Origin of the sequence: Pseudomonas pharyngis, from assembly GCF_021602345.1 — a bacterium.
GTDB lineage: Bacteria > Pseudomonadota > Gammaproteobacteria > Pseudomonadales > Pseudomonadaceae > Aquipseudomonas > Aquipseudomonas pharyngis.
Map to the genome: position 1 here is coordinate 281,930 of NZ_BQID01000006.1, position 19,927 is coordinate 301,856.

General features: G+C 60.7%; 19 protein-coding genes and 1 pseudogene. 10 read left to right on the plus strand and 10 right to left on the minus strand.

Annotated elements, in window-relative coordinates; translation table 11 throughout:
- Nucleotide 1 precedes the first annotated feature (1 nt).
- The 7 genes from L6D74_RS15095 to L6D74_RS15125 all read left to right on the plus strand — a co-directional run bounded on the left by L6D74_RS15095 (nucleotide 2) and on the right by L6D74_RS15125 (nucleotide 6,670).
- Nucleotides 2–1,990: a heme lyase CcmF/NrfE family subunit gene (locus tag L6D74_RS15095; RefSeq protein WP_236189669.1), complete on the plus strand. Its 1,989-nt coding sequence runs from the start codon at nucleotides 2–4 to the stop codon at nucleotides 1,988–1,990.
- Nucleotides 1,987–2,523 (plus strand): DsbE family thiol:disulfide interchange protein, encoded by a 537-nt coding sequence (locus tag L6D74_RS15100; protein WP_007959246.1) that lies wholly within the window; start codon nucleotides 1,987–1,989, stop codon nucleotides 2,521–2,523. The genes L6D74_RS15095 and L6D74_RS15100 overlap by 4 nt, the downstream gene beginning before the upstream one ends.
- On the plus strand, nucleotides 2,520–2,990 hold the full coding sequence (locus L6D74_RS15105; protein ID WP_011333089.1) for a cytochrome c-type biogenesis protein: 471 nt from the start codon (nucleotides 2,520–2,522) through the stop codon (nucleotides 2,988–2,990). The genes L6D74_RS15100 and L6D74_RS15105 overlap by 4 nt, the downstream gene beginning before the upstream one ends.
- Nucleotides 2,987–4,189 carry a c-type cytochrome biogenesis protein CcmI gene (ccmI, locus tag L6D74_RS15110; RefSeq protein WP_064594421.1) on the plus strand — a complete coding sequence of 401 codons (1,203 nt, stop codon included), beginning with the start codon at nucleotides 2,987–2,989 and terminating at the stop codon, nucleotides 4,187–4,189. The genes L6D74_RS15105 and ccmI overlap by 4 nt, the downstream gene beginning before the upstream one ends.
- Before the next feature lie 25 nt (nucleotides 4,190–4,214).
- The gene (locus L6D74_RS15115) at nucleotides 4,215–4,619 is read left to right on the plus strand and encodes a hypothetical protein (RefSeq protein ID WP_064594424.1); all 405 of its coding nucleotides are present in this window, start codon (nucleotides 4,215–4,217) and stop codon (nucleotides 4,617–4,619) included.
- 153 nt (nucleotides 4,620–4,772) lie between these two features.
- Entirely contained in the window at nucleotides 4,773–6,071 is a 1,299-nt protein-coding gene (locus L6D74_RS15120) for an AAA family ATPase (RefSeq protein WP_064600717.1), read from the plus strand.
- Nucleotides 6,068–6,670, plus strand: a complete 603-nt coding sequence (locus L6D74_RS15125; RefSeq protein WP_236189670.1) for an HNH endonuclease family protein — start codon at nucleotides 6,068–6,070, stop codon at nucleotides 6,668–6,670. Before L6D74_RS15120 ends, L6D74_RS15125 begins: the two co-directional genes overlap by 4 nt.
- On the opposite strand, the pseudogene L6D74_RS15130 reads toward L6D74_RS15125, so the two are convergent.
- Both L6D74_RS15130 and L6D74_RS15135 read right to left on the minus strand, forming a co-directional pair.
- Nucleotides 6,627–6,863: pseudogene (locus L6D74_RS15130) on the minus strand (hypothetical protein); the annotation flags it as partial. The gene L6D74_RS15125 and the pseudogene L6D74_RS15130 sit on opposite strands and share 44 nt — an antisense overlap.
- A 10-nt stretch (nucleotides 6,864–6,873) precedes the next feature.
- Complete coding sequence (locus L6D74_RS15135) at nucleotides 6,874–8,061, minus strand: MFS transporter (RefSeq protein WP_236189671.1); 1,188 nt, start codon at nucleotides 8,059–8,061, stop codon at nucleotides 6,874–6,876.
- A gap of 241 nt (nucleotides 8,062–8,302) precedes the next feature.
- On the opposite strand from L6D74_RS15135, the gene L6D74_RS15140 reads away from it, so the two are divergent.
- Nucleotides 8,303–8,923, plus strand: a complete 621-nt coding sequence (locus L6D74_RS15140) for a DUF5666 domain-containing protein (protein WP_085605828.1) — start codon at nucleotides 8,303–8,305, stop codon at nucleotides 8,921–8,923.
- 56 nt (nucleotides 8,924–8,979) lie between these two features.
- Here the strand turns inward: L6D74_RS15140 and L6D74_RS15145 are convergent, their stop codons facing one another.
- From L6D74_RS15145 to gcl, 8 genes are all read right to left on the minus strand, one after another.
- On the minus strand, nucleotides 8,980–9,978 hold the full coding sequence (locus tag L6D74_RS15145) for a sulfate ABC transporter substrate-binding protein (protein WP_236189672.1): 999 nt from the start codon (nucleotides 9,976–9,978) through the stop codon (nucleotides 8,980–8,982).
- A 105-nt stretch (nucleotides 9,979–10,083) separates the two neighbouring features.
- A complete protein-coding gene (locus L6D74_RS15150) occupies nucleotides 10,084–10,908 on the minus strand; it encodes an ion transporter (protein WP_039769763.1) in 825 nt (274 codons plus the stop codon).
- A 21-nt stretch (nucleotides 10,909–10,929) separates the two neighbouring features.
- Nucleotides 10,930–11,844, minus strand: a complete 915-nt coding sequence (locus L6D74_RS15155; RefSeq protein WP_236189673.1) for an urea transporter — start codon at nucleotides 11,842–11,844, stop codon at nucleotides 10,930–10,932.
- 145 nt (nucleotides 11,845–11,989) lie between these two features.
- Nucleotides 11,990–13,405 carry a pyruvate kinase gene (gene pyk, locus L6D74_RS15160; protein WP_236189674.1) on the minus strand — a complete coding sequence of 472 codons (1,416 nt, stop codon included), beginning with the start codon at nucleotides 13,403–13,405 and terminating at the stop codon, nucleotides 11,990–11,992.
- A complete protein-coding gene (locus L6D74_RS15165) occupies nucleotides 13,402–14,676 on the minus strand; it encodes a glycerate kinase type-2 family protein (RefSeq protein WP_085611505.1) in 1,275 nt (424 codons plus the stop codon). Before L6D74_RS15165 ends, pyk begins: the two co-directional genes overlap by 4 nt.
- A gap of 158 nt (nucleotides 14,677–14,834) precedes the next feature.
- Nucleotides 14,835–15,728 (minus strand): 2-hydroxy-3-oxopropionate reductase, encoded by an 894-nt coding sequence (locus L6D74_RS15170; protein WP_085648499.1) that lies wholly within the window; start codon nucleotides 15,726–15,728, stop codon nucleotides 14,835–14,837.
- Between the two features lie 43 nt (nucleotides 15,729–15,771).
- A complete protein-coding gene (hyi, locus tag L6D74_RS15175; RefSeq protein ID WP_007959286.1) occupies nucleotides 15,772–16,554 on the minus strand; it encodes a hydroxypyruvate isomerase in 783 nt (260 codons plus the stop codon).
- A 119-nt stretch (nucleotides 16,555–16,673) separates the two neighbouring features.
- Complete coding sequence (gene gcl / locus L6D74_RS15180) at nucleotides 16,674–18,449, minus strand: glyoxylate carboligase (protein ID WP_064594456.1); 1,776 nt, start codon at nucleotides 18,447–18,449, stop codon at nucleotides 16,674–16,676.
- 268 nt (nucleotides 18,450–18,717) lie between these two features.
- On the opposite strand from gcl, the gene L6D74_RS15185 reads away from it, so the two are divergent.
- Both L6D74_RS15185 and L6D74_RS15190 read left to right on the plus strand, forming a co-directional pair.
- Nucleotides 18,718–19,158 carry a GlcG/HbpS family heme-binding protein gene (locus tag L6D74_RS15185; RefSeq protein WP_011333104.1) on the plus strand — a complete coding sequence of 147 codons (441 nt, stop codon included), beginning with the start codon at nucleotides 18,718–18,720 and terminating at the stop codon, nucleotides 19,156–19,158.
- Nucleotides 19,159–19,372: 214 nt separating this feature from the next.
- Nucleotides 19,373–19,867, plus strand: coding sequence for an REP-associated tyrosine transposase (locus L6D74_RS15190; protein WP_236189676.1), 495 nt, complete (start codon nucleotides 19,373–19,375; stop codon nucleotides 19,865–19,867).
- The last annotated feature ends 60 nt before the right edge of the window (nucleotides 19,868–19,927 follow it).

Here is a 19,927-nt window from a genome sequence, read left to right on the forward strand (position 1 = left end):
GATGACATCCAGCATTTTCATTCCCGAACTCGGCCATCTGGCCATGATCCTGGCGCTGTGTTTCGCGCTGGTGCAGGCGGTGGTGCCGTTGCTCGGTGCCTGGCGCGGCGACCGTCTGTGGATGGGCCTCGCCCAACCGGCCGCGTGGGGGCAGTTCGCATTCCTGCTGTTCGCCTTCGGTTGCCTGACCTATGCGTTCATGACCGACGACTTCTCCGTGGCCTACGTCGCGATGAACTCCAACAGTGCTTTGCCGTGGTACTACAAGTTCAGCGCCGTGTGGGGCGCCCACGAAGGGTCGCTGCTGCTGTGGGCGTTGATCCTCGGCGGCTGGACCTTCGCGGTGTCGGTGTTCTCGCGGCAGTTGCCGCAAGTCATGCTCGCTCGTGTGCTGGCGGTGATGGGCATGATCAGCACCGGTTTTCTGCTGTTCCTGATCCTCACCTCGAACCCGTTTTCGCGGATCCTGCCGCAGATTCCGGCCGATGGTCGTGACCTCAATCCATTGCTGCAGGACATCGGTTTGATCGTGCATCCGCCGATGCTCTACATGGGTTACGTCGGTTTCTCGGTTGCGTTTGCTTTCGCCATCGCCGCATTGCTCGGCGGTCGTCTCGATGCTGCCTGGGCACGCTGGTCGCGTCCGTGGACCATCGTCGCGTGGGCCTTCCTCGGCATCGGCATCACCCTCGGTTCGTGGTGGGCCTATTACGAACTCGGCTGGGGCGGCTGGTGGTTCTGGGACCCGGTGGAAAACGCCTCGTTCATGCCATGGCTGGTGGGCACGGCGCTGATTCACTCGCTGGCGGTCACCGAGAAACGTGGCGTGTTCAAGAGCTGGACGGTGTTGCTGGCAATTGCCGCATTCTCCCTGAGCCTGCTCGGCACCTTCCTCGTGCGTTCCGGCGTGCTGACCTCGGTACACGCGTTTGCTTCGGATCCTGAGCGCGGCGTGTTCATCCTGATCTTCCTGCTGTTTGTGGTCGGCGGTTCGCTGACCCTGTTCGCGCTGCGTGCGCCAGTGGTCAAGAGTCAGGTCGGCTTCAACCTGTGGTCGCGGGAAACCCTGCTGCTGGGTAACAACCTGGTGTTGGTGGTGGCGGCGTCGATGATCCTGCTCGGCACGCTGTATCCGCTGATTCTCGATGCGATCAGCGGCGCCAAGCTGTCGGTCGGCCCGCCGTACTTCAACGCGCTGTTCATTCCGTTGATGGCGCTGTTGATGCTGGTGATGGCGGTCGGTGTGATCGTGCGCTGGAAAGACACCCCGGTGAAATGGCTGGTCAGCATGCTGACGCCGGTGCTGCTGGGCAGTGTTGCGCTGGCGGTGGTGGCCGGTGTCGCCTACGGCGATTTCAATTGGGCCGTCATCGCGACGTTCCTGCTCGCGGCCTGGGTGTTGCTGGCCGGCGTGCGCGACATCTTCGACAAGACCCGCCACAAAGGTCTGATCAAAGGCCTGCCGACCCTGACCCGCAGTTACTGGGGCATGCAGATCGCCCACCTCGGTATCGCCGTCTGTGCGCTGGGCGTGGTGTTGTCGAGCCAGAACAGTGCCGAGCGCGACCTGCGTCTGGCACTGGGCGAGTCGATGGATCTGGCCGGTTATCAGTTTGTGTTCGAAGGCGCCAAGCACTTCGAAGGCCCGAACTTCACCTCCGACAAGGGCACCGTCCGGGTGATCCGCAACGGTCAGGAAATCAGCGTGCTGCACCCGGAAAAACGCCTGTACACCGTGCAGAACTCGGTGATGACCGAGGCCGGGATCGACGCCGGTTTCACCCGCGACCTCTACGTCGCACTGGGCGAACCGCTGGGCGATGGCGCCTGGGCGGTGCGGGTGCATGTCAAACCGTTCGTGCGCTGGATCTGGTTCGGCGGTCTGCTGACCGGTTTCGGTGGTCTGCTGGCGGCGCTGGATCGGCGTTACCGGGTCAAGGTCAAAGCCCGCGTGCGTGAAGCGCTGGGCATGGAAGGAGCCGCTGCATGAGACGTTGGTTGATGCTGGTGCCATTGGCGATTTTCCTGCTGGTGGCCGTATTCCTTTATCGCGGTCTGTACCTGGATCCGGCGGAGTTGCCGTCGGCGATGATCAACAAGCCGTTTCCGGAGTTTTCCCTGCCGGCGGTGCAGGGCGACAAGACTCTGACCAAGGCTGACATTCTCGGCAAACCGGCACTGGTCAACGTCTGGGGCACCTGGTGCATTTCCTGCCGGGTCGAGCACCCGGTGCTGAACAAGCTCGCCGAGCGCGGCGTGGTGATCTACGGCATCAACTACAAGGACACCAACGCCGATGCGTTGAAGTGGCTGGCCGAGTTCCACAATCCGTATCAACTCGACATCCGCGACGACGAAGGCTCCCTCGGCCTGAACCTCGGTGTCTACGGCGCGCCGGAAACCTTCTTCATCGACGCCAAGGGCATCATCCGCGACAAGTACGTCGGGGTGATCGACGAGCAGGTCTGGCGGGAAAAACTGGCAGCCAAGTACCAGGCGCTGGTCGACGAGGCCAAGCCATGAAGCGCTTCTTAGCTGCCATGGTGCTGGGCTTGAGCCTGGCCGGGGTGGCCCACGCGGCCATCGACACTTACGAGTTTGCCAAAGAAGGCGATCGCGAGCGTTTTCGCGAACTGACCAAGGAACTGCGCTGCCCCAAGTGCCAGAACCAGGACATCGCCGACTCCAACGCGCCGATTGCCGCTGACCTGCGCAAAGAGATTTTCCGCATGCTCGGCGAAGGCAAGGACAATCAGCAGATCATCGACTTCATGGTCGACCGCTACGGTGATTTCGTCCGCTACAAACCGGCGCTCAATGCCAAGACCGCTTTGCTCTGGTTCGGCCCGGCCGGCCTGTTGCTGGGTGGGTTCGTGGTGATTGCCGTGATCGTCCGCCGCCGTCGCGGGCAACGCGCCGAGACGCCGCAATCGCTGTCCCCTGAAGAGCGTCAGCGCCTCGACCAACTGTTGGATAAAAACCAAGAATGATTGATTTCTGGCTTGCCGCAGGGCTGTTGCTTCTGGTCGCCCTGAGTTTTCTGCTGATCCCCGTCCTGCGCGAACGTCGCGCCCAGCGTGAAGAGGATCGAACCGCTCTCAATGTCGCGCTGTATCAGGAGCGCGTCGCCGAGCTGCAATCGCAGCAGGCCGAAGGCGTGCTCGACGCCGCGCAAATGGACAGCGGCCGTGCCGAAGCGGCCCGGGAACTGCTGGCCGACACCGAAGGTGTGGCGCCGGCGCGGGTTTCGCGTCTGGGCAAGCCGTTGCCATTGCTGGCAGCCGTGCTGGTGCCGGTGTTGGGCCTCGGTCTGTACCTGCACTTTGGCGCGAGCGACAAGGTCGAACTGACCCGGGAATTCGCCCAGGCGCCGCAGTCGATGGAAGAGATGACTCAGCGTCTGGAGCGCGCCGTGGCTGCGCAACCGGATTCGGCTGAAGGCGTGTACTTCCTCGGCCGCACCTACATGGCCCAGGATCGCCCGGCGGACGCGGCGAAGATGTTCGAACGCGCGGTCAATCTTGCCGGTCGTCAGCCGGAACTGCTCGGCCAGTGGGCGCAGGCCCAATACTTCGCCGACAACAAGAAATGGTCGGATAAGGTACAGGCCCTGACCGATGAAGCGCTGAAAGCCGATCCGAAAGAAGTCACCAGTCTCGGCCTGTTGGGCATTGCCGCGTTCGAAGGCGAGCGTTATCAGGAAGCCATCGACTACTGGAACCGTCTGCTGGCGCAACTGCCGCCACAGGACAAATCCCGCGAGGCCCTGCAGGGCGGCATCACCCGCGCCACCGAGAAACTGCAGGCCAGCGGCGGCAAGGTCGCCCAGGCACCGGCGGCAAAAGCGGCGGCGCTGTTGAAAGTGCGTGTGGATCTGGCCAGCGAGCTCAAAGCCAAGGTGCAACCGGGCGACAGCGTGTTCATTTTTGCCCGTGCGGTTTCCGGCCCTCCAGCACCGCTGGCAGCCAAGCGCCTGACCGTCGCCGACTTGCCGGTGACCGTGGAACTGGGCGATGCCGACGCGATGATGCCGCAATTGAAACTGTCGAACTTCCCCGAAGTCCAACTGGTTGCGCGCATCTCCCGTGCCGGTCAACCGACCGCCGGTGAGTGGGTCGGTCGCAGCGGGCCTCTGGCCAGCAGCACCACCGCGCCGCAGACACTGACCATCGACAGCCCGGACAAATAGCCGGAACCCACAGGAAAGCACCGCCATGAACGCCATCGCCCGAATCACAGTCCTCACACTGGCCCTGGGCTTGAGCGCATGTGCGGTGCAACGACCGGAGCCGACCACCAGGCTGCCGCCGATCCCGCCGTCACAACCCAGCCCGACCCCGTCGACCAGCCCGACGCCGAGCAAACCGGGCATCCCGGCCAAACCCGCCAAACCCGTCCCGCGCACCTCCGCCAGCTTCGCCCCGCCACCGGGCGGCAACAGTCACTGGGACCAGAAACTGGGCGTTTACGTGCTCGACGACCAGACCAACACCTTCTACCGTCAGCGCACCTACTACCGCTGGAACAACGGCTGGAGCCGCTCGATCAGCCCCAACGGCCCGTGGGAAGAAACCAACATCCACGGCGTACCGGCGGGACTGGGCAAACAATTTCAGTAACCTCTGACTGGATCGTAAAGTTCTTCCGGCGCTTCTCTTGCTCGAAACACGACAGCGCCGCTTGAGTTTTGCGTAAAGCGCTGCAACAGTGGCGCGATGTAAGTCTATTATCCTGTGCGTTGAATCGACGGGATGAAATGTGGGGAAGGGATTGTGTTAAAGAGTTTGAAACTGAGCCATGTAGGGCCGCTTCCACAACTGGATGTGCAGTTCTCCAGCCGGTTGAATTTGATCACTGGTGATAACGGTCTCGGGAAAAGTTTTCTGCTTGATATCGCATGGTGGGCGTTGACGCGAAAATGGCCAGGAGATTTAAACCGTGCCTTAACGGGAGCGGGCATGGTTCGACCTACCGATCCCGCCAAGGCCAGCATTGAATTCTCCGTTTCAGCGAAAACAAAAGACGTTTCTTACGCAACAACTTTTTCGCCATTGGATCAAGCCTGGACGGGCAAGGCGGGACGTCCGATCAACCCGGGTCTGGTGCTGTATGCCATGGCCGATGGTAGTTTTGCCGCATGGGATCCAGCCAGAAACTATTGGTTGAAAAAAGGCAATCTCGATGTACAGGATCGAGTGCCAGGCTATGTTTTCAGCGCTCGTGAAATCTGGGACGGTTTGGTCGATAGCGAGCGTGGTCTGTTGTGCAATGGTTTGATCGCAGATTGGGCAAGCTGGTACAAGGAGAAAGGCGAGTCTTATGAGCACTTGTGTGCAGCGCTTGCCAAGCTGTCGCCTGAAGAAGGTGAAAGCCTGGAGCTTGGGCCACTTACGAGAATAAGCCTAGATGACCCAAGGGACATTCCAACTTTGAGAATGCCTTACGGCCAGGACGTCCCGGTCGTACACGCGTCTTCAGGTATGAAGCGAGTACTGGCAATTGCCTATTTGCTGGTCTGGAGCTGGCAGGAGCACGTCAAGGCATCGGCACTACTTGGACAGGACACGACCCCTAGACTGACTTTTCTGATCGATGAAGTGGAGTCTCATCTGCACCCACGCTGGCAGCGCTCAGTTGTCGGCGCGTTACTTGATGTTGTAACCGCTCTGTCGCCGACGGCGCAGGTTCAGATTTTGCTGGTGACTCATTCACCGTTGGTGATGGCTTCTGTAGAGCCTCGCTTTGATAAGTCCCAAGACGCATGGTTTGATCTGGATCTGGAAACGAACAGCAAATCTGGCGAGACCGAAGTCCATTTCAGGCAGCGTGAGTTTGTTCGCTTGGGTGAGGTATCACGTTGGTTGATGAGCGATGCCTTTGATTTGGGAAGTGCCAGGTCAATCGAGGCGGAAAAGACGCTGGAGGAGGCATCGCGAATACTCTCCCAGGAAGTAATTGACGAAAAGCTCGCATTGTCTCTGGATGCCAGATTGCGGAAATTGTTGGGAGATACTGATCCTTTCTGGATTCGATGGAGATATGTGGGGGAAAAACAGGGATGGCTTAAATGATTTATGTCAAGCCTCAGCCTGAACCGAGTGATTTCGATAAGAAAGTGCGGGTAAAGGGTATTGCTCATCTGAAGGCAAAAGGCATTGCTCTCAATAAGGCACTCCCTTCAGGAACCGAGGTCACACCACTATGGCGGGAAAGCTTGACGGACCTTCATGTAGCCTATGGAGGTATCTGTGCTTACCTTGGAATGTTCTTTGAGCGCGTTGCGGGTTCCAGCGTCGATCACTTCATTGCCAAGTCTGTCAGCGCGAAGGATATTTACGAGTGGAGTAACTATCGTCTGGCATGTTCAACGCTGAATAGTCGAAAGCGCGAATACAATACGGTACTTGATCCTTTTTATCTGGCCCCTGACTTGTTCCGTCTTCAACTGAGTACCGGGCATATCTATCCGAACCCGAGTCTCTCGCCACACGCAATGCGGCTAGTTGAGCTGACCATAGAGACGCTGAGCCTGGATGACGCTCTTTGCCGAGACACCAGAGCCAGGTGTTACCAAGAGTATGTTAAGTACAAACTTGATAATGATTATTTTAGAAGCAAGTACCCATTTATCTGGTTAGAGGCTTATCGGCAGGGATTGCTGTTGACGTAATCGCGGGCTCATCGCCCACTATTAATTTCACATACTCAACAAACGCCCGCGCCTTGGTGCTCGCCATTCTGCCCGTGGGAAACACCGCCCATAATTCCTGATTCGGCAACACCCAGTCGTTCATGACGGTCTTGACCGTAGCGCTGACCAGTTTCGGCGCGAACAACCATTCCGAGCCCAGTGCCAGGCCTTGGCCTCGGATCTTATGCAGTCACCAGCGCCGGCTTCTGCGCAGCACTCAAAAACCGCACCAGCGCCAGCAGCGGGAACGCGCTGCCGACAATCACGATCCACAACCAGCCGCCATGTTCGTACACCGCACTCGCCACCGACGAGCCGAAGGCACCGCCGACGAAGATGCTGGTCATGTACAGCGCGTTCAGGCGGCCGCGGCTTTTGGCGTCGAGGGAGTAGACTGCGCGCTGGCCCAGCACCATGTTCATCTGTACGCAGAAGTCGAGTACCACGCCGGTCACGGCCAGGCCGATCACGCTGTAGGCCGGGTGGATGAAGGCGGGCAGGAAGCTCAGGCTGGCGAACAGCATGGCCAGCAGCGAGGCGATGCGGGTGTGGCCGGCGTCGGCCAGGCGTCCGCTGATCGGCGCGGCGATGGCACCGATGGCGCCGACCAGGGCGAAGATCGCGATTTCACTCTGGGACAGGCCATGGTTGCGCGCCAGTTCCAGCGGTACGGCGGTCCAGAACAGGCTGAAGGTGGCGAACATGCAGGCCTGATAAAACGCCCGCTGACGCAGCACCGGTTGTTTGCGCAGCAGCGTCCACAACGAACCCAGCAACTGGCCGTAGGAGGCGCTGTGATCCGGCTGGCGCTTGGGCACTGTCAACGCCAGCACTACGCTGATCGCTGCCATCAAGGCTGCGGCGATCATGAACATCGCCCGCCAGCCGAGATGGTCGGCGACCACGCTCGACACCGGACGCGCCAGCAGAATCCCCAGCAGCAGACCGCCCATGATCCCGCCGACCACCCGGCCGCGGGATTCCTCCGGCGCCAAGTGCGCCGCCAATGGAATCAGCACCTGCACCGACACCGAGCTGAAACCCACCAGCAACGAAATCAGCAGGAACACATTCGGCTGATCGGTAAACGCCGCGCCGAGCAGGCTGGCAATTGCCACCACGGTGGTGATGATCATCAGGCGACGGTTTTCCAGCAGGTCCGCCAGCGGCACCAGGAAGAACAGGCCCAGCGCATAGCCGATCTGGGTCAGCGACACGATGAAACTGGCCATGGTGTCGCTCAGGCCGATGTCCGGCGCGATCAGGCCGATGATCGGCTGGGCGTAGTAGATGTTGGCAACGATGGCGCCGCAGCAGAAAGCGAACAGCAGCACCATGCCTCGGGTCATTGCGTGAGTTGTGGCGGTCATAGGGTTTCTCGATCCAGCGAAAAGGAATGCGGTGAGGCTAAGGGACGGGCCGAGCCGGCAGTAGAGGCTTCTGATCGATATCAGTTATTCCGTTGCGGAACAGGTGGCGCCGAACAATCCATTGTTCATCGGCGAACCTTGCGTCCTACCGTTGAGCGTCGATGATACATTCACTTACATCTTGTTCGATAGCGTGCTTATGTTGTGACCGGTTTTCAGCGTTCATCAACGGAGGATTGCGATGTTTCGTCAGTTGCTTCGCCACACCACAACGATTGCCCTGATCAGTCTGCTCGGCGCCACGGCCGCACAGGCCGCCGAAGCGCCCGGCATGCGCATGGGCGTGCGCGGCGAGATCACCGGGGTCAGTCCCGACTCGCTCAAGGTTCACGTCAACAGCGGTGAAAACGTCGTGATCCAATTGACCCCGGACACCAAGGTCCGCGCGGTCACCCTGGCCAACATCGAAGACATCAAGCCCGGCAGCTACATCGGCTCGGCCGCCATTCCCCAGGAGGATGGCACGCTCAAGGCGCTGGAGGTTCACGTGTTCCCGCCGGAGCTGGCCGGCAGCGGCGATGGTCATCGGCCGTTCGACCTGGCCAAGGGCAGCAGCATGACCAACGGCAGCGTCGGCGATCTGGTGGTTAGCAACGGCCGGGTGCTGACCGTCAACTACAAGGGCGGCCAGCAGAAGATCCTGGTGCCGGAGGACGTGCCGATCGTCAACCTGACGCCGGGTGATCGCAGCCTGCTCAAGGTCGGGGTGAAGATCGTCACCTTCGTGACCCAGAGCGCGGACGGCACGCTGACCGCGCAATCGATCTCGGCGGGCAAGGATGGCGTCAAGCCGCCGATGTAAACGCATACAAAAAAAGGCGACCTCTGCAGGTCGCCTTTTTCATGTCAGCTCACGCCTTATTGGCCGTTGTAGATCTGGTCGAAGATCCCGCCATCGTTGAAGTGGGTCTTCTGCACGGTGCGCCAGTCGCCGAAGGTCTTCTCGACCGACAGGAAGTCGACTTTCGGGAAGCGATCGGTGTACTTGGCCAGTACCGCCGGGTCACGTGGACGCAGGTAGTTGGCGGCCGCGATTTCCTGACCTTGCGGCGACCACAGGAACTTCAGGTATTCCTCGGCAGCGGCGCGGGAGCCTTTCTTCTCGACCACTTTGTCGACCACCGACACCGGCGGCTCGGCTTCAGCGGAAACGCTTGGGTAGATGACTTCGAACTGGTCGCGGCCAAATTCGCGGGCGATCATTTCGGCTTCGTTCTCGAAGGTCACCAGCACGTCACCGATCTGGTTGGTCATGAACGTGGTGGTCGCGGCGCGGCCACCGGTGTCCAGCACTGGCGCCTGCTTGAACAGCTTGCCGACGAAGTCCTTGGCCTTGTTCTCGTCACCGCCGTTTTTCAGCACGTAGCCCCAGGCCGACAGGTAGGTGTAGCGGCCGTTACCCGAGGTTTTCGGGTTCGGCACGATCACTTGCACGCCGTCCTTGAGCAGGTCCGGCCAGTCTTTCAGGGCTTTCGGGTTGCCCTTGCGGACGATGAATACGGTGGCCGAGGTGAACGGCGCGCTGTTGTTCGGCAGCCGAGTGACCCAGTCCTTCGGCACCAATTGGCCGTTGTCGGCCAGGGCGTTGATGTCGGTGGCCATGTTCATGGTGATGACGTCAGCCGGCAGGCCGTCGATCACCGAACGGGCTTGCTTGCTCGAACCGCCGAAAGACATCTGCACCGTGATGTTTTCGTTGTGTTCGGCCTGCCAGTGTTTCTGGAACGCAGTGTTGTAGTCCTTGTAGAAATCGCGCATCACGTCGTAGGACACGTTGAGCAGGGTCGGTGCGGCCTGAGCCACGCTGCCGAAGGCAAGACCTGCGGCGAGAAGTGAGGCGCCAAAGAGTTTTTTCACTGCGCATTCCTTGTTCTGTGGGGGTGTTTTTGACAATGATAAGGCCATTTGCCAGCGACTATAGCGGGGCGCGCATAGTCGCTTAAAGATTAAAAAGAACTTTGCTTATTCCATTTTCTTGAATAACGGATTACCGCATCGCGAACAGAATGCGGCGCCGCTTTCATGGCTCTTTTTCTGGCAAACCGGGCAGTCGTGTTGCAACTGTTCACCACGCATCGCATTGGCCAGTTCGGCGGTGAAGATCCCGGTGGGTACCGCGATGATCGAGTAACCAGTGATCATCACCAGCGACGAAATCACCTGGCCCAACGGAGTCTTCGGCACGATGTCGCCAAAGCCGACGGTGGTCAGGGTCACGATAGCCCAATAGATCCCCTTGGGAATGCTGGTGAAGCCGTGTTCCGGGCCTTCGATCACGTACATCAACGTGCCGAACACGGTTACGAGTGTGCAGACGCTCACCAGAAACACCACGATCTTCTGCTTGCTGCCACGCAGCGCCGACATCAGGTAGTTGGCTTGCTTGAGGTACGGACTGAGTTTGAGGACGCGGAAAATTCGCAGCATCCGGATGATCCGGATAATCAGCAAGTACTGCGCATCGCTGTAGTACAGCGCGAGGATGCCCGGCACGATCGCCAGCAGATCCACCAATCCGTAAAAACTGAAGGCATAGCGCAACGGTTTGGGTGAGCAGTACAGGCGCAGAATGTACTCGCCGGCAAAGATGATGGTGAACCCCCACTCGATATACGCCAGCACATCGGCGTAATTGCGGTGAACGCTGTCGATGCTGTCGAGCATCACGATCACCAGGCTGGCGAGAATGATCAACAGCAGGATGCCGTCGAAACGTCGCCCGGCGGGGGTGTCGCTCTGGAAAATCATGACGTAAAGCTGTTCACGCCAGTGCTGGTTACTGTCCATGGATCACGCCTGAATCAAAGATCAGCGCAGCCTAGGTTGATTCTCCCCGCGAGCGCAAGGCGCGCCGCTGATCTGCGGTTGTTGCATCAGGCGAATGCCGGTGCGCAGCAGCCAGCAGGCGAGAATGAACGGTGCCGTGAGGGTTGCCAGACCCAGGGCACTGAACAGCGGCGCCAACAGCAGCGCCAGGCCGATGCCGAACAGCGGCAGCCACGGTTGCTGGCGCTGGGTGCTGAAGGCGAGGGCGGCGAGGACTGCGTTGTAACCACCCAGACCCAGCAACGCGATTTGGCTGTCGTGGTGCAACAGGCTGGAGCCCAGACCTATGACCGAAGCCAGCAGCGCCCAGGCAAAGGCCCGGCGATCGGCGATCAGCAAACCGGCGGCGATCAAACCACCGGCCAACGGATGGTCGAGGAACATCACCTGACCGAAGCCTTTCAGGCCGGCACCGAGCAGGTTCACGGTGTTCAGTTCAAGCGCCGGTGCGGCGGACAAAGGCTCGGCGAAACACAGGAACAGCCAGCTCAGCAATACGAACGGCGCGGTGTAGGCGGGCAGGTATTCGGTGAGGCGCACGCGCTTGAGCCACTGCTGCGTGATCATCGCGCTCAGCCCACCGGCCGCCAGAATCAGCGGCGGCAGCATCGGCGACCAGGGGAAATACAGGCTCAGCAACAGGCCGACCAGCACGCCGTTGTAGCTGAACAGTCCGGCCTGACGATCCGCCTTGGCGTAGTTGCGCCGTTGCGCGGTGAGCAAACCGGCGACCGCGCCGAGCAGCGCACCGGCGAACAGCACCGGCGCGGTGAATAGAATGGCCAAAAGGCACAGGAGTCCACACAGCGGATGACGCTGGAGGAAGATTTGACTGAAGCCGTTGAGCAAAGCCTCGGCCCAGTCAGGGCAGTGGGTGTTGAAATGATTGGCAGGCATGTCTGGAGAATCTGGGCAGTAGGAAAATCAAAGGGTCTTGCTTGAAGCTGTGGCGAGGGAGCTCATGCCCGGTGAATGCGGTGTCTCTTGTGGAAACCGTCATGCCGGGCGTCGGGAGCACGCTCCCTCGCCACACAGGTGTTGCTTAAATCAATGTTTCGATCCGCAGCGAATTAGTCGACCCCGGCTGCCCGAACGGCACACCCGCGGTGATCAGCAACGTATCGCCACGCTCGGCCATTCCTTGCGCCTGAGCGATTTCCAACGCGGTCGAGCACACCTCATCCACCTGACGCAGGCGATCATTGACCACCGAATGAATGCCCCACGCCACGCTGAGGCGGCGGGCGGTCTGCAGGTTCGGCGTCAGGTTGAGGATCGGCGCTTTCGGCCGCTCCCGCGCCGTACGCAGACTCGATGCACCGGACTCGCTGTAGTTGACCAGCACCGCCACCGGCAGCACGTTGCTGATCCGGCGGATCGCACAACTGATCGCATCGGACACGGTCGCTTCGGCTTTCGGCCGGCTGACGTCGAGTTGGGTCTGGTAGTCCGGACCGTTCTCCACCTGGCGGATGATCTTGCTCATCATCTGCACGGCTTCCAGCGGGTACTCGCCGGACGCGGTTTCGGCCGACAGCATCACCGCATCGGCGCCTTCGGCCACGGCGTTGGCCACGTCGGTGACTTCGGCGCGGGTCGGCGCCGGGGAGAAGCGCATCGACTCGAGCATCTGCGTCGCCACCACCACCGGTTTGCCGAGGTGGCGGCAGGTGGTGATGATGTTTTTCTGGATCTGCGGCACGCTTTCGGCCGGCACTTCCACGCCCAGGTCACCGCGAGCCACCATGATCGCGTCGCTCAGTTCGGCGATTTCGCGCAGTTGCTCGACGGCCGACGGCTTCTCGATTTTCGCCATCAGGAACGCCTTGTCGCCGATCAGCGCGCGGGCCTCGATGATGTCTTGCGGACGCTGCACGAACGACAACGCGACCCAGTCCACCCCCAGCTCCAGACCGAAGCTCAGATCGCGACGATCCTTGGTGGTCAGCGGGCTCAGATCGAGCACCGCTTGCGGCACATTCACACCTTTGCGGTCCGACAGTTCGCCGCCATTGAGCACGGTGGTGTCGATCGCGTCGGTGTATTTGGTCACGACTCGCAGGCGCAGTTTGCCGTCATCCAGCAGCAGATCCATCCCGGCTTCCAGCGCCGCGATGATCTCCGGGTGCGGCAGGCTCACCCGGCGCTCATCGCCCGGCGTTGCGTCCAGATCAAGGCGGAACGCCTGACCGCGATGCAAATGAACCTTGCCGTCAGCGAACTTGCCGACCCGCAGTTTCGGCCCTTGCAGGTCCATCAGGATCCCGAGCGGGTAGTTGAGCTGGCGCTCGACTTCGCGGATCCACTGATAGCGCTTGGCGTGGTCGGCGTGATCGCCGTGGCTGAAGTTGAGGCGGAAGATATTGACCCCGGCCTCGACCAGCTCGCGGATGTCTTCGATGCCGTCGACGGCAGGCCCGAGGGTGGCGAGGATTTTGACCTTTTTATCAGGCGTCATGATTTAGAGCTCTCGAGGATCAGGATGGCGCGGAAGTCGTTGACGTTGGTGCGGGTCGGTTCGGTGACGATCAGCGCATCGAGCGCCGCGAAGTAGCCGTAACCGTTGTTGTTATCCAGCTCGTCGCTGGCGCTCAGGCCCAGGGCGGCGGCACGGGCATAGCTGTCCGGGGTCATGATCGCGCCGGCGTTATCTTCCGAGCCGTCGATGCCGTCGGTGTCGCCGGCCAGCGCATAGACGCCGGGCTGGCCCTTGAGGCTGTCGGTGAGGCTGAGGAGAAATTCGGCGTTGCGTCCGCCACGACCATTGCCGCGCACGGTCACAGTGGTTTCGCCGCCGGAGAGAATCACGCACGGCGCTGCCAGTGGCTGGCCGTGATGGATGATCTGGCGCGCGATGCCGGCGTGGACTTTCGCCACTTCACGGGATTCGCCTTCCAGGTCGCCGAGGATCAGCGTGCTGAAACCGGCCTGACGGCATTTCACCGCCGCCGCATCCAGCGATTGCTGAGGGCGGGCGATCAACTGGAAGTGACTGCGGGCCAGGCTCGGATCGCCGGGTTTGACGGTTTCCGATTCCGGGCTTTGCAGCCAGCTGCGCACGGACGCCGGAATCTCGATGCCGTAGCGCTTTATGATCGCCAGCGCTTCGGCGCTGGTGCTCGGGTCGGCCACGGTCGGGCCGGAGGCGATGACCGTGGCAAGATCGCCCGGTACATCGGAAATCGCGTAGGTGTAAACAGTCGCCGGCCAGCAGGCCTTGCCCAGGCGTCCGCCCTTGATCGCCGAGAGGTGCTTGCGCACGCAGTTCATCTCGCCGATGGTCGCGCCGGATTTGAGCAGGGCTTTGTTGATCGATTGCTTGTCGGCCAGGGTGATGCCTTCGGCCGGCAGCGCCAGCAGGGCAGAGCCGCCACCGGACAGCAGGAAAATCACGCGGTCGTCTTCGCTCAGATTGCTGACCAGTTCCAGCACGCGTTTGGCCACGGCCAGACCGGCAGCGTCCGGCACGGGGTGCGCGGCTTCGACCACTTCGATTTTTTCGCACGGGGCGCCGTGACCGTAGCGGGTCACCACAAGGCCCGAGACTTCACCTTCCCAGCAGCGCTCGACCACTTGCGCCATGGCAGCGGCAGCCTTGCCGGCGCCGATGACGATCACGCGACCTGTGCGATCGGCCGGCAGATGCGCTTCGAGGACCTGGTTCGGATGGGCCGCGTCGATGGCTGTGGCAAACAGCTCGCGCAGCAGTTGTTGCGGATCGACCGACATGGCGGGCTCCCGGAATTCTTGTTATTCGAAAGGGCAACTCGGAACCCTGTGGGAGCTAGCCTGCTAGCGATTCAGGCGCTGAGGTCTGGCAGACACTCCGCGTTGATTCCATCGCCAGCAGGCTGGCTCCCACAGGTTTGATGCAGGTTGGGGCAGGCTTACTTCTTGTCGCGAATCGAGAAGTTGGCCATGTGTTCCAGGCCCTTGATCAGCGCCGAGTGGTCCCAGTTGCTGCCACCGATGGCCGCGCAGGTGCTGAACACTTGCTGGGCGTTGGCAGTGTTCGGCAGGTTGATGTTCAGCTCCTTGGCGCCTTGCAGGGCCAGGTTCAGGTCCTTCTGGTGCAGGCTGATGCGGAAGCCCGGATCGAAGGTGCCCTTGATCATGCGCTCACCGTGCACTTCGAGGATCTTCGAGGAGGCGAAGCCACCCATCAGCGCTTCACGCACCTTGGCCGGATCGGCACCGTTTTTCGAAGCGAACAGCAGGGCTTCGGCCACGGCCTGAATGTTCAGGGCAACGATGATCTGGTTCGCCACCTTGGCGGTCTGACCGTCGCCATTGCCACCAACCAGGGTGATGTTCTTACCCATGGCCTGGAACAGCGGCAGTGCGCGTTCGAAGGCATCGGCGTCGCCACCGACCATGATGCTCAGGGTTGCAGCCTTGGCGCCGACTTCACCGCCGGACACCGGAGCGTCGAGGTATTGCGCGCCTTTCTCGTTGATCTTCGCGGCGAAAGCCTTGGTGGCGGTCGGCGAGATCGAGCTCATGTCGATCACGACTTTGCCTTTGCCGATACCGGCCGCGACGCCGTCGGCGCGGAACAGCACGTCGTCGACCTGGGGGGTATCCGGCACCATCACGATAATGAATTCAGCTTCCTGGGCCACTTCTTTCGGGTTGGCCAGGGCAACGGCGCCAGCGGCGACCAGGTCGGCAGGGGCGGCGTCGTGGTGCGCCGACAGGAACAGGCTGTGACCGGCTTTCTGCAGGTTCGCTGCCATTGGGTGGCCCATGATGCCGGTGCCGATGAATCCGATTTTAGCCATGAGAAAATCCTCTTGTTTTTGTCTTGCTCAAGCAAATAGGGGGTCAGATCGCGTTGTGGGTCTTCAGCCAGCCGAGGCCCGCTTCCGTGGTGGTCAGCGGTTTGTACTCGCAGCCGACCCAGCCCTGATAACCGATGCGATCGAGGTGTTCGAACAGGAAGCGGTAGTTGATCTCGCCGGTGCCCGGCTCGTTGCGGCCCGGGTTGTCGGCCAGCTGCACATGGTTGATCTCGGCCAGGTGCGATTGCAGGGTGCGGGCCAGATCGCCTTCCATGATTTGCATGTGATAGATGTCGTATTGCAGGAACAGATTGGCGCTGCCGACCTGCTCGCGAATCGACAGGGCCTGTGCCGTGTTGTTCAGGTAGAAGCCCGGGATATCGCGTGTATTGATCGCTTCCATCACCAGTTTGATGCCGACGGCTTGCAGCTTGTCGGCGGCGTACTTGAGGTTGGCGACGAAGGTCTTTTCAACGGTGGCATCGTCCACGCCCTGCGGACGGATACCGGCCAGGCAGTTGACCTGGGTGTTGCCCAGCACCTGGGCGTAAGCGATGGCCAGGTCGACCCCGGCGCGGAACTCTTCGACCCGGTCCGGCAGGCACGCGATACCGCGCTCGCCCTTGGCCCAGTCACCGGCCGGCAGGTTGAACAGCACTTGGGTCAGACCGTTGGCGTCGAGTTTGGCCTTGATTTCGGCAGAGCTGAAATCGTACGGGAACAGGTACTCGACACCGCTGAAGCCAGCCTTGGCGGCGGCGTCGAAACGGGCAAGGAAATCCTGTTCGGTGAACAGCATGGACAGGTTGGCTGCGAAACGCGGCATGGTGGTCTCCTAAAACAGTTTTGACACGGTTGGTCAGACTGAACGCGATCAAGTCCCCTCTCCTGGGGGAGAGGGACATGTAGCCACCCTCTCCCGGAGGGAGAGGGAGCCGGTTACGTTCAGTCGAGCAACGAAATCGCGGTAGGCGCATCGTTGCCGACCAGCGCCAGGTCTTCGAATTCGTTGACGGCGTTGATCTCGGTCCCCATGGAGATGTTGGTCACACGCTCCAGAATGATCTCGACGATCACCGGCACCTTGAACTCTTCGATCAGCTCTTCGGCCTTGCGCAGGGCAGGGGCGATGTCAGCCGGTTCGAACACACGCAGTGCCTTGCAGCCCAGGCCTTCGGCGACTGCGACGTGGTCGACACCATAACCGTTGAGTTCCGGCGCGTTCAGGTTATCGAAGGACAGCTGCACGCAGTAGTCCATATCGAACCCGCGCTGGGCCTGACGGATCAGCCCCAGGTACGAGTTGTTCACCACGACGTGGATGTACGGCAGTTTGAACTGAGCGCCGACCGCCAGTTCTTCGATCATGAACTGGAAGTCATAGTCCCCCGACAGGGCCACGACTTTACGGTTCGGATCGGCCTTCACCACGCCCAGCGCTGCCGGAATGGTCCAGCCCAACGGGCCGGCCTGGCCGCAGTTGATCCAGTGACGCGGCTTGTAGACGTGCAGGAACTGCGCGCCGGCAATCTGCGACAGACCAATGGTGCTGACGTAGCAGGTGTCCTTGCCGAACACCTGGTTCATTTCTTCGTAGACGCGCTGCGGCTTGACCGGCACGTTGTCGAAGTGGGTCTTGCGGTGCAGGCTGGCCTTGCGCTGCTGGCAATCCTGCAGCCAGGCAGAGCGGTTTTTCAGCTTGCCGGCGGCTTGCCATTCACGGGCGACTTCGATGAACACGGTCAGCGCGGCGGCAGCGTCGGAAACGATGCCCAGGTCCGGGGTGAACACGCGGCCGATCTGGGTCGGTTCGATGTCGACGTGAATGAACTTGCGGCCTTCGGTGTAGACGTCGACCGAGCCGGTGTGACGGTTCGCCCAGCGGTTGCCGACGCCCAGTACCACGTCGGACTTGAGCAGGGTGGCGTTGCCGTAACGGTGCGAAGTCTGCAGACCGACCATGCCGACCATCAGCGGGTGATCGTCCGGAATGGTGCCCCAGCCCATCAGGGTCGGGATGACCGGAATGCCGGTCAGCTCGGCGAACTCGACCAGCAGTTCGCTGGCGTCGGCGTTGATGATGCCGCCCCCGGCCACCAGCAATGGACGCTCGGCCTGATCCAGCATTGCCAGGGCTTTTTCGACCTGCACGCGGGTGGCGCTTGGCTTGGCCAGCGGCAGTGGCTGGTAGGCGTCGATGTCGAATTCGATTTCAGCCATCTGCACGTCGAACGGCAGGTCGATCAGCACCGGGCCCGGACGGCCGGAACGCATTTCGTAGAAGGCTTTCTGGAACGCATAAGGCACCTGGCCCGGCTCCAGAACGGTGGTCGCCCACTTGGTCACCGGCTTGACGATGCTGGTGATGTCGACGGCCTGGAAGTCTTCCTTGTGCATACGGGCGCGGGGTGCCTGCCCGGTGATGCAGAGGATCGGGATCGAGTCCGCGGAGGCGCTGTACAGACCGGTGACCATGTCGGTACCGGCCGGGCCGGAAGTACCGATGCACACGCCGATGTTGCCGGCCTTGGTGCGGGTGTAGCCCTCGGCCATGTGCGAGGCGCCTTCAACGTGGCGAGCGAGGACGTGATCGATGCCACCGACTTTCTGCAGGGCGGAGTACAGCGGGTTGATTGCAGCGCCCGGAATGCCAAAAGCGGTATCAACCCCTTCACGGCGCATCACCAGAACGGCGGCTTCGATTGCTCTCATTTTGCTCATGGTTTTGTGCCTCTTTACGTTTTGTAATTGTATACAAGTGGCTTTGCGCAGAGTGTATTCACGGCGGACGGCGCAGGTCAATCCATTTTCTCAAGCGCCTGTTTCATTCGTCGGAAGCCTGTTCTGCTGTGGCTTTTCGTCGCATGGAGCGCTTTTCGGGAATTATTGTATACAAAAAAATAATTCATTGTGTTCTATTTGTTGCATCGGGCTGCGGCACTTGCGCGCAGTCCAACGACTTTCCCAATAACAAAATGAGGACGGCACCATGAGCGCTTTAACCTTGAAAGTCGCAGTCAAGCTGGTCAACGAAGCCATCAATGCAGGGCGGGCCATTTCCGCCGCGCCGCTGACCATCGCGGTACTGGATACCGGCGGCCATCTGGTCACCTTGCAGCGCGAAGATGGCGCCAGCCTGCTGCGCCCGAACATCGCCATCGGCAAAGCCTGGGGCGCCATCGCCCTGGGCAAGGGCTCACGCCTGCTGGCGCTGGACGCGCAACAACGCCCGGCGTTCATCGCCGCGCTCAACAGCATGGGGCAGGGCAGCGTCGTGCCGGCACCGGGCGGTGTGTTGATTCGTGATCAGGCGGGGAACGTGCTGGGTGCGATCGGCATCAGCGGCGATCTGTCGGACATCGATGAACAGGTGGCAATCAAAGCCGTAGAGGCCCTGGACCTGCGGGCGGATGCGGGGGTGGCTGCGTGATTTGCGGCGTTTGAACTGACGCCATTGCGAGCTGGCTTACTGCTACAGGTGGTCACAGGTAGACACATTTCTGTGGCCACCTTAAAGCCCCTGTGGGAGCGAGCCTGCTCGCGATGGCTGCCTGGCAGACACAACCTGATAAGGATCTGAACAGCCCCCCAGCCTTTTCAGGGCTAGCTTTTTTCATGACTGTAATCATGGAGGAGGCTCATCAATGTCCAATTCACCCGCTTCACACCGCCTAAGGATCGGCCGCTATGCCGAACCTGATCGCATTTATTTGCTCACTTCCAATACTTGCCAGAGAAAACCGTTTTTCAGAGATTTTACTTTGGGCAGGTTAGTGGCCAATCAGTTTGTCTTTGCGCAGAAACAGGGTCATGTGAACTCTCTGGCTTGGGTTGTTATGCCCGATCACTTTCACTGGCTCGTTGAGCTGAAGAGGGGATCGCTCGGTGAGTTGATGCAACGGACTAAATCATTCAGTACCAAAGCCGTGAACCAGTCCATTGGCGGAAAAATCAATCTTTGGCAAAAGGGGTTTTATGACCAGGCTCTGCGCCAAGAAGATGACTTGGTGAAAATGGCACGGTATGTCGTGGCTAACCCATTGCGGGCCGGACTGGTGGAAAAGCTGTCTGACTATCCGTTGTGGGATGCCATTTGGGCTCAAGCCAAAATCGAGTCGCCTTCATCGCTAGCAGGCTAGCTCCCACAGGAGAGCTTGCGGATGCAGGAGAGTGGGAGCTAGCCTGCTAGCGATGAGGTC

Bases quoted from the DNA above. Each gene is read 5' to 3' on its own strand.
- gcl (WP_064594456.1), bottom strand. From the start codon at position 18,449: ATGAGCAAAATGAGAGCAATCGAAGCCGCCGTTCTGGTGATGCGCCGT.
- L6D74_RS15190 (WP_236189676.1), top strand. From the start codon at position 19,373: ATGTCCAATTCACCCGCTTCACACCGCCTAAGGATCGGCCGCTATGCC.
- L6D74_RS15135 (WP_236189671.1), bottom strand. From the start codon at position 8,061: ATGACCGCCACAACTCACGCAATGACCCGAGGCATGGTGCTGCTGTTC.
- L6D74_RS15125 (WP_236189670.1), top strand. From the start codon at position 6,068: ATGATTTATGTCAAGCCTCAGCCTGAACCGAGTGATTTCGATAAGAAA.
- L6D74_RS15170 (WP_085648499.1), bottom strand. From the start codon at position 15,728: ATGGCTAAAATCGGATTCATCGGCACCGGCATCATGGGCCACCCAATG.
- L6D74_RS15185 (WP_011333104.1), top strand. From the start codon at position 18,718: ATGAGCGCTTTAACCTTGAAAGTCGCAGTCAAGCTGGTCAACGAAGCC.
- L6D74_RS15155 (WP_236189673.1), bottom strand. From the start codon at position 11,844: ATGCCTGCCAATCATTTCAACACCCACTGCCCTGACTGGGCCGAGGCT.
- ccmI (WP_064594421.1), top strand. From the start codon at position 2,987: ATGATTGATTTCTGGCTTGCCGCAGGGCTGTTGCTTCTGGTCGCCCTG.
- L6D74_RS15115 (WP_064594424.1), top strand. From the start codon at position 4,215: ATGAACGCCATCGCCCGAATCACAGTCCTCACACTGGCCCTGGGCTTG.
- L6D74_RS15105 (WP_011333089.1), top strand. From the start codon at position 2,520: ATGAAGCGCTTCTTAGCTGCCATGGTGCTGGGCTTGAGCCTGGCCGGG.
- L6D74_RS15150 (WP_039769763.1), bottom strand. From the start codon at position 10,908: ATGGACAGTAACCAGCACTGGCGTGAACAGCTTTACGTCATGATTTTC.
- L6D74_RS15100 (WP_007959246.1), top strand. From the start codon at position 1,987: ATGAGACGTTGGTTGATGCTGGTGCCATTGGCGATTTTCCTGCTGGTG.
- L6D74_RS15095 (WP_236189669.1), top strand. From the start codon at position 2: ATGACATCCAGCATTTTCATTCCCGAACTCGGCCATCTGGCCATGATC.
- hyi (WP_007959286.1), bottom strand. From the start codon at position 16,554: ATGCCGCGTTTCGCAGCCAACCTGTCCATGCTGTTCACCGAACAGGAT.
- L6D74_RS15140 (WP_085605828.1), top strand. From the start codon at position 8,303: ATGTTTCGTCAGTTGCTTCGCCACACCACAACGATTGCCCTGATCAGT.
- L6D74_RS15165 (WP_085611505.1), bottom strand. From the start codon at position 14,676: ATGTCGGTCGATCCGCAACAACTGCTGCGCGAGCTGTTTGCCACAGCC.
- pyk (WP_236189674.1), bottom strand. From the start codon at position 13,405: ATGACGCCTGATAAAAAGGTCAAAATCCTCGCCACCCTCGGGCCTGCC.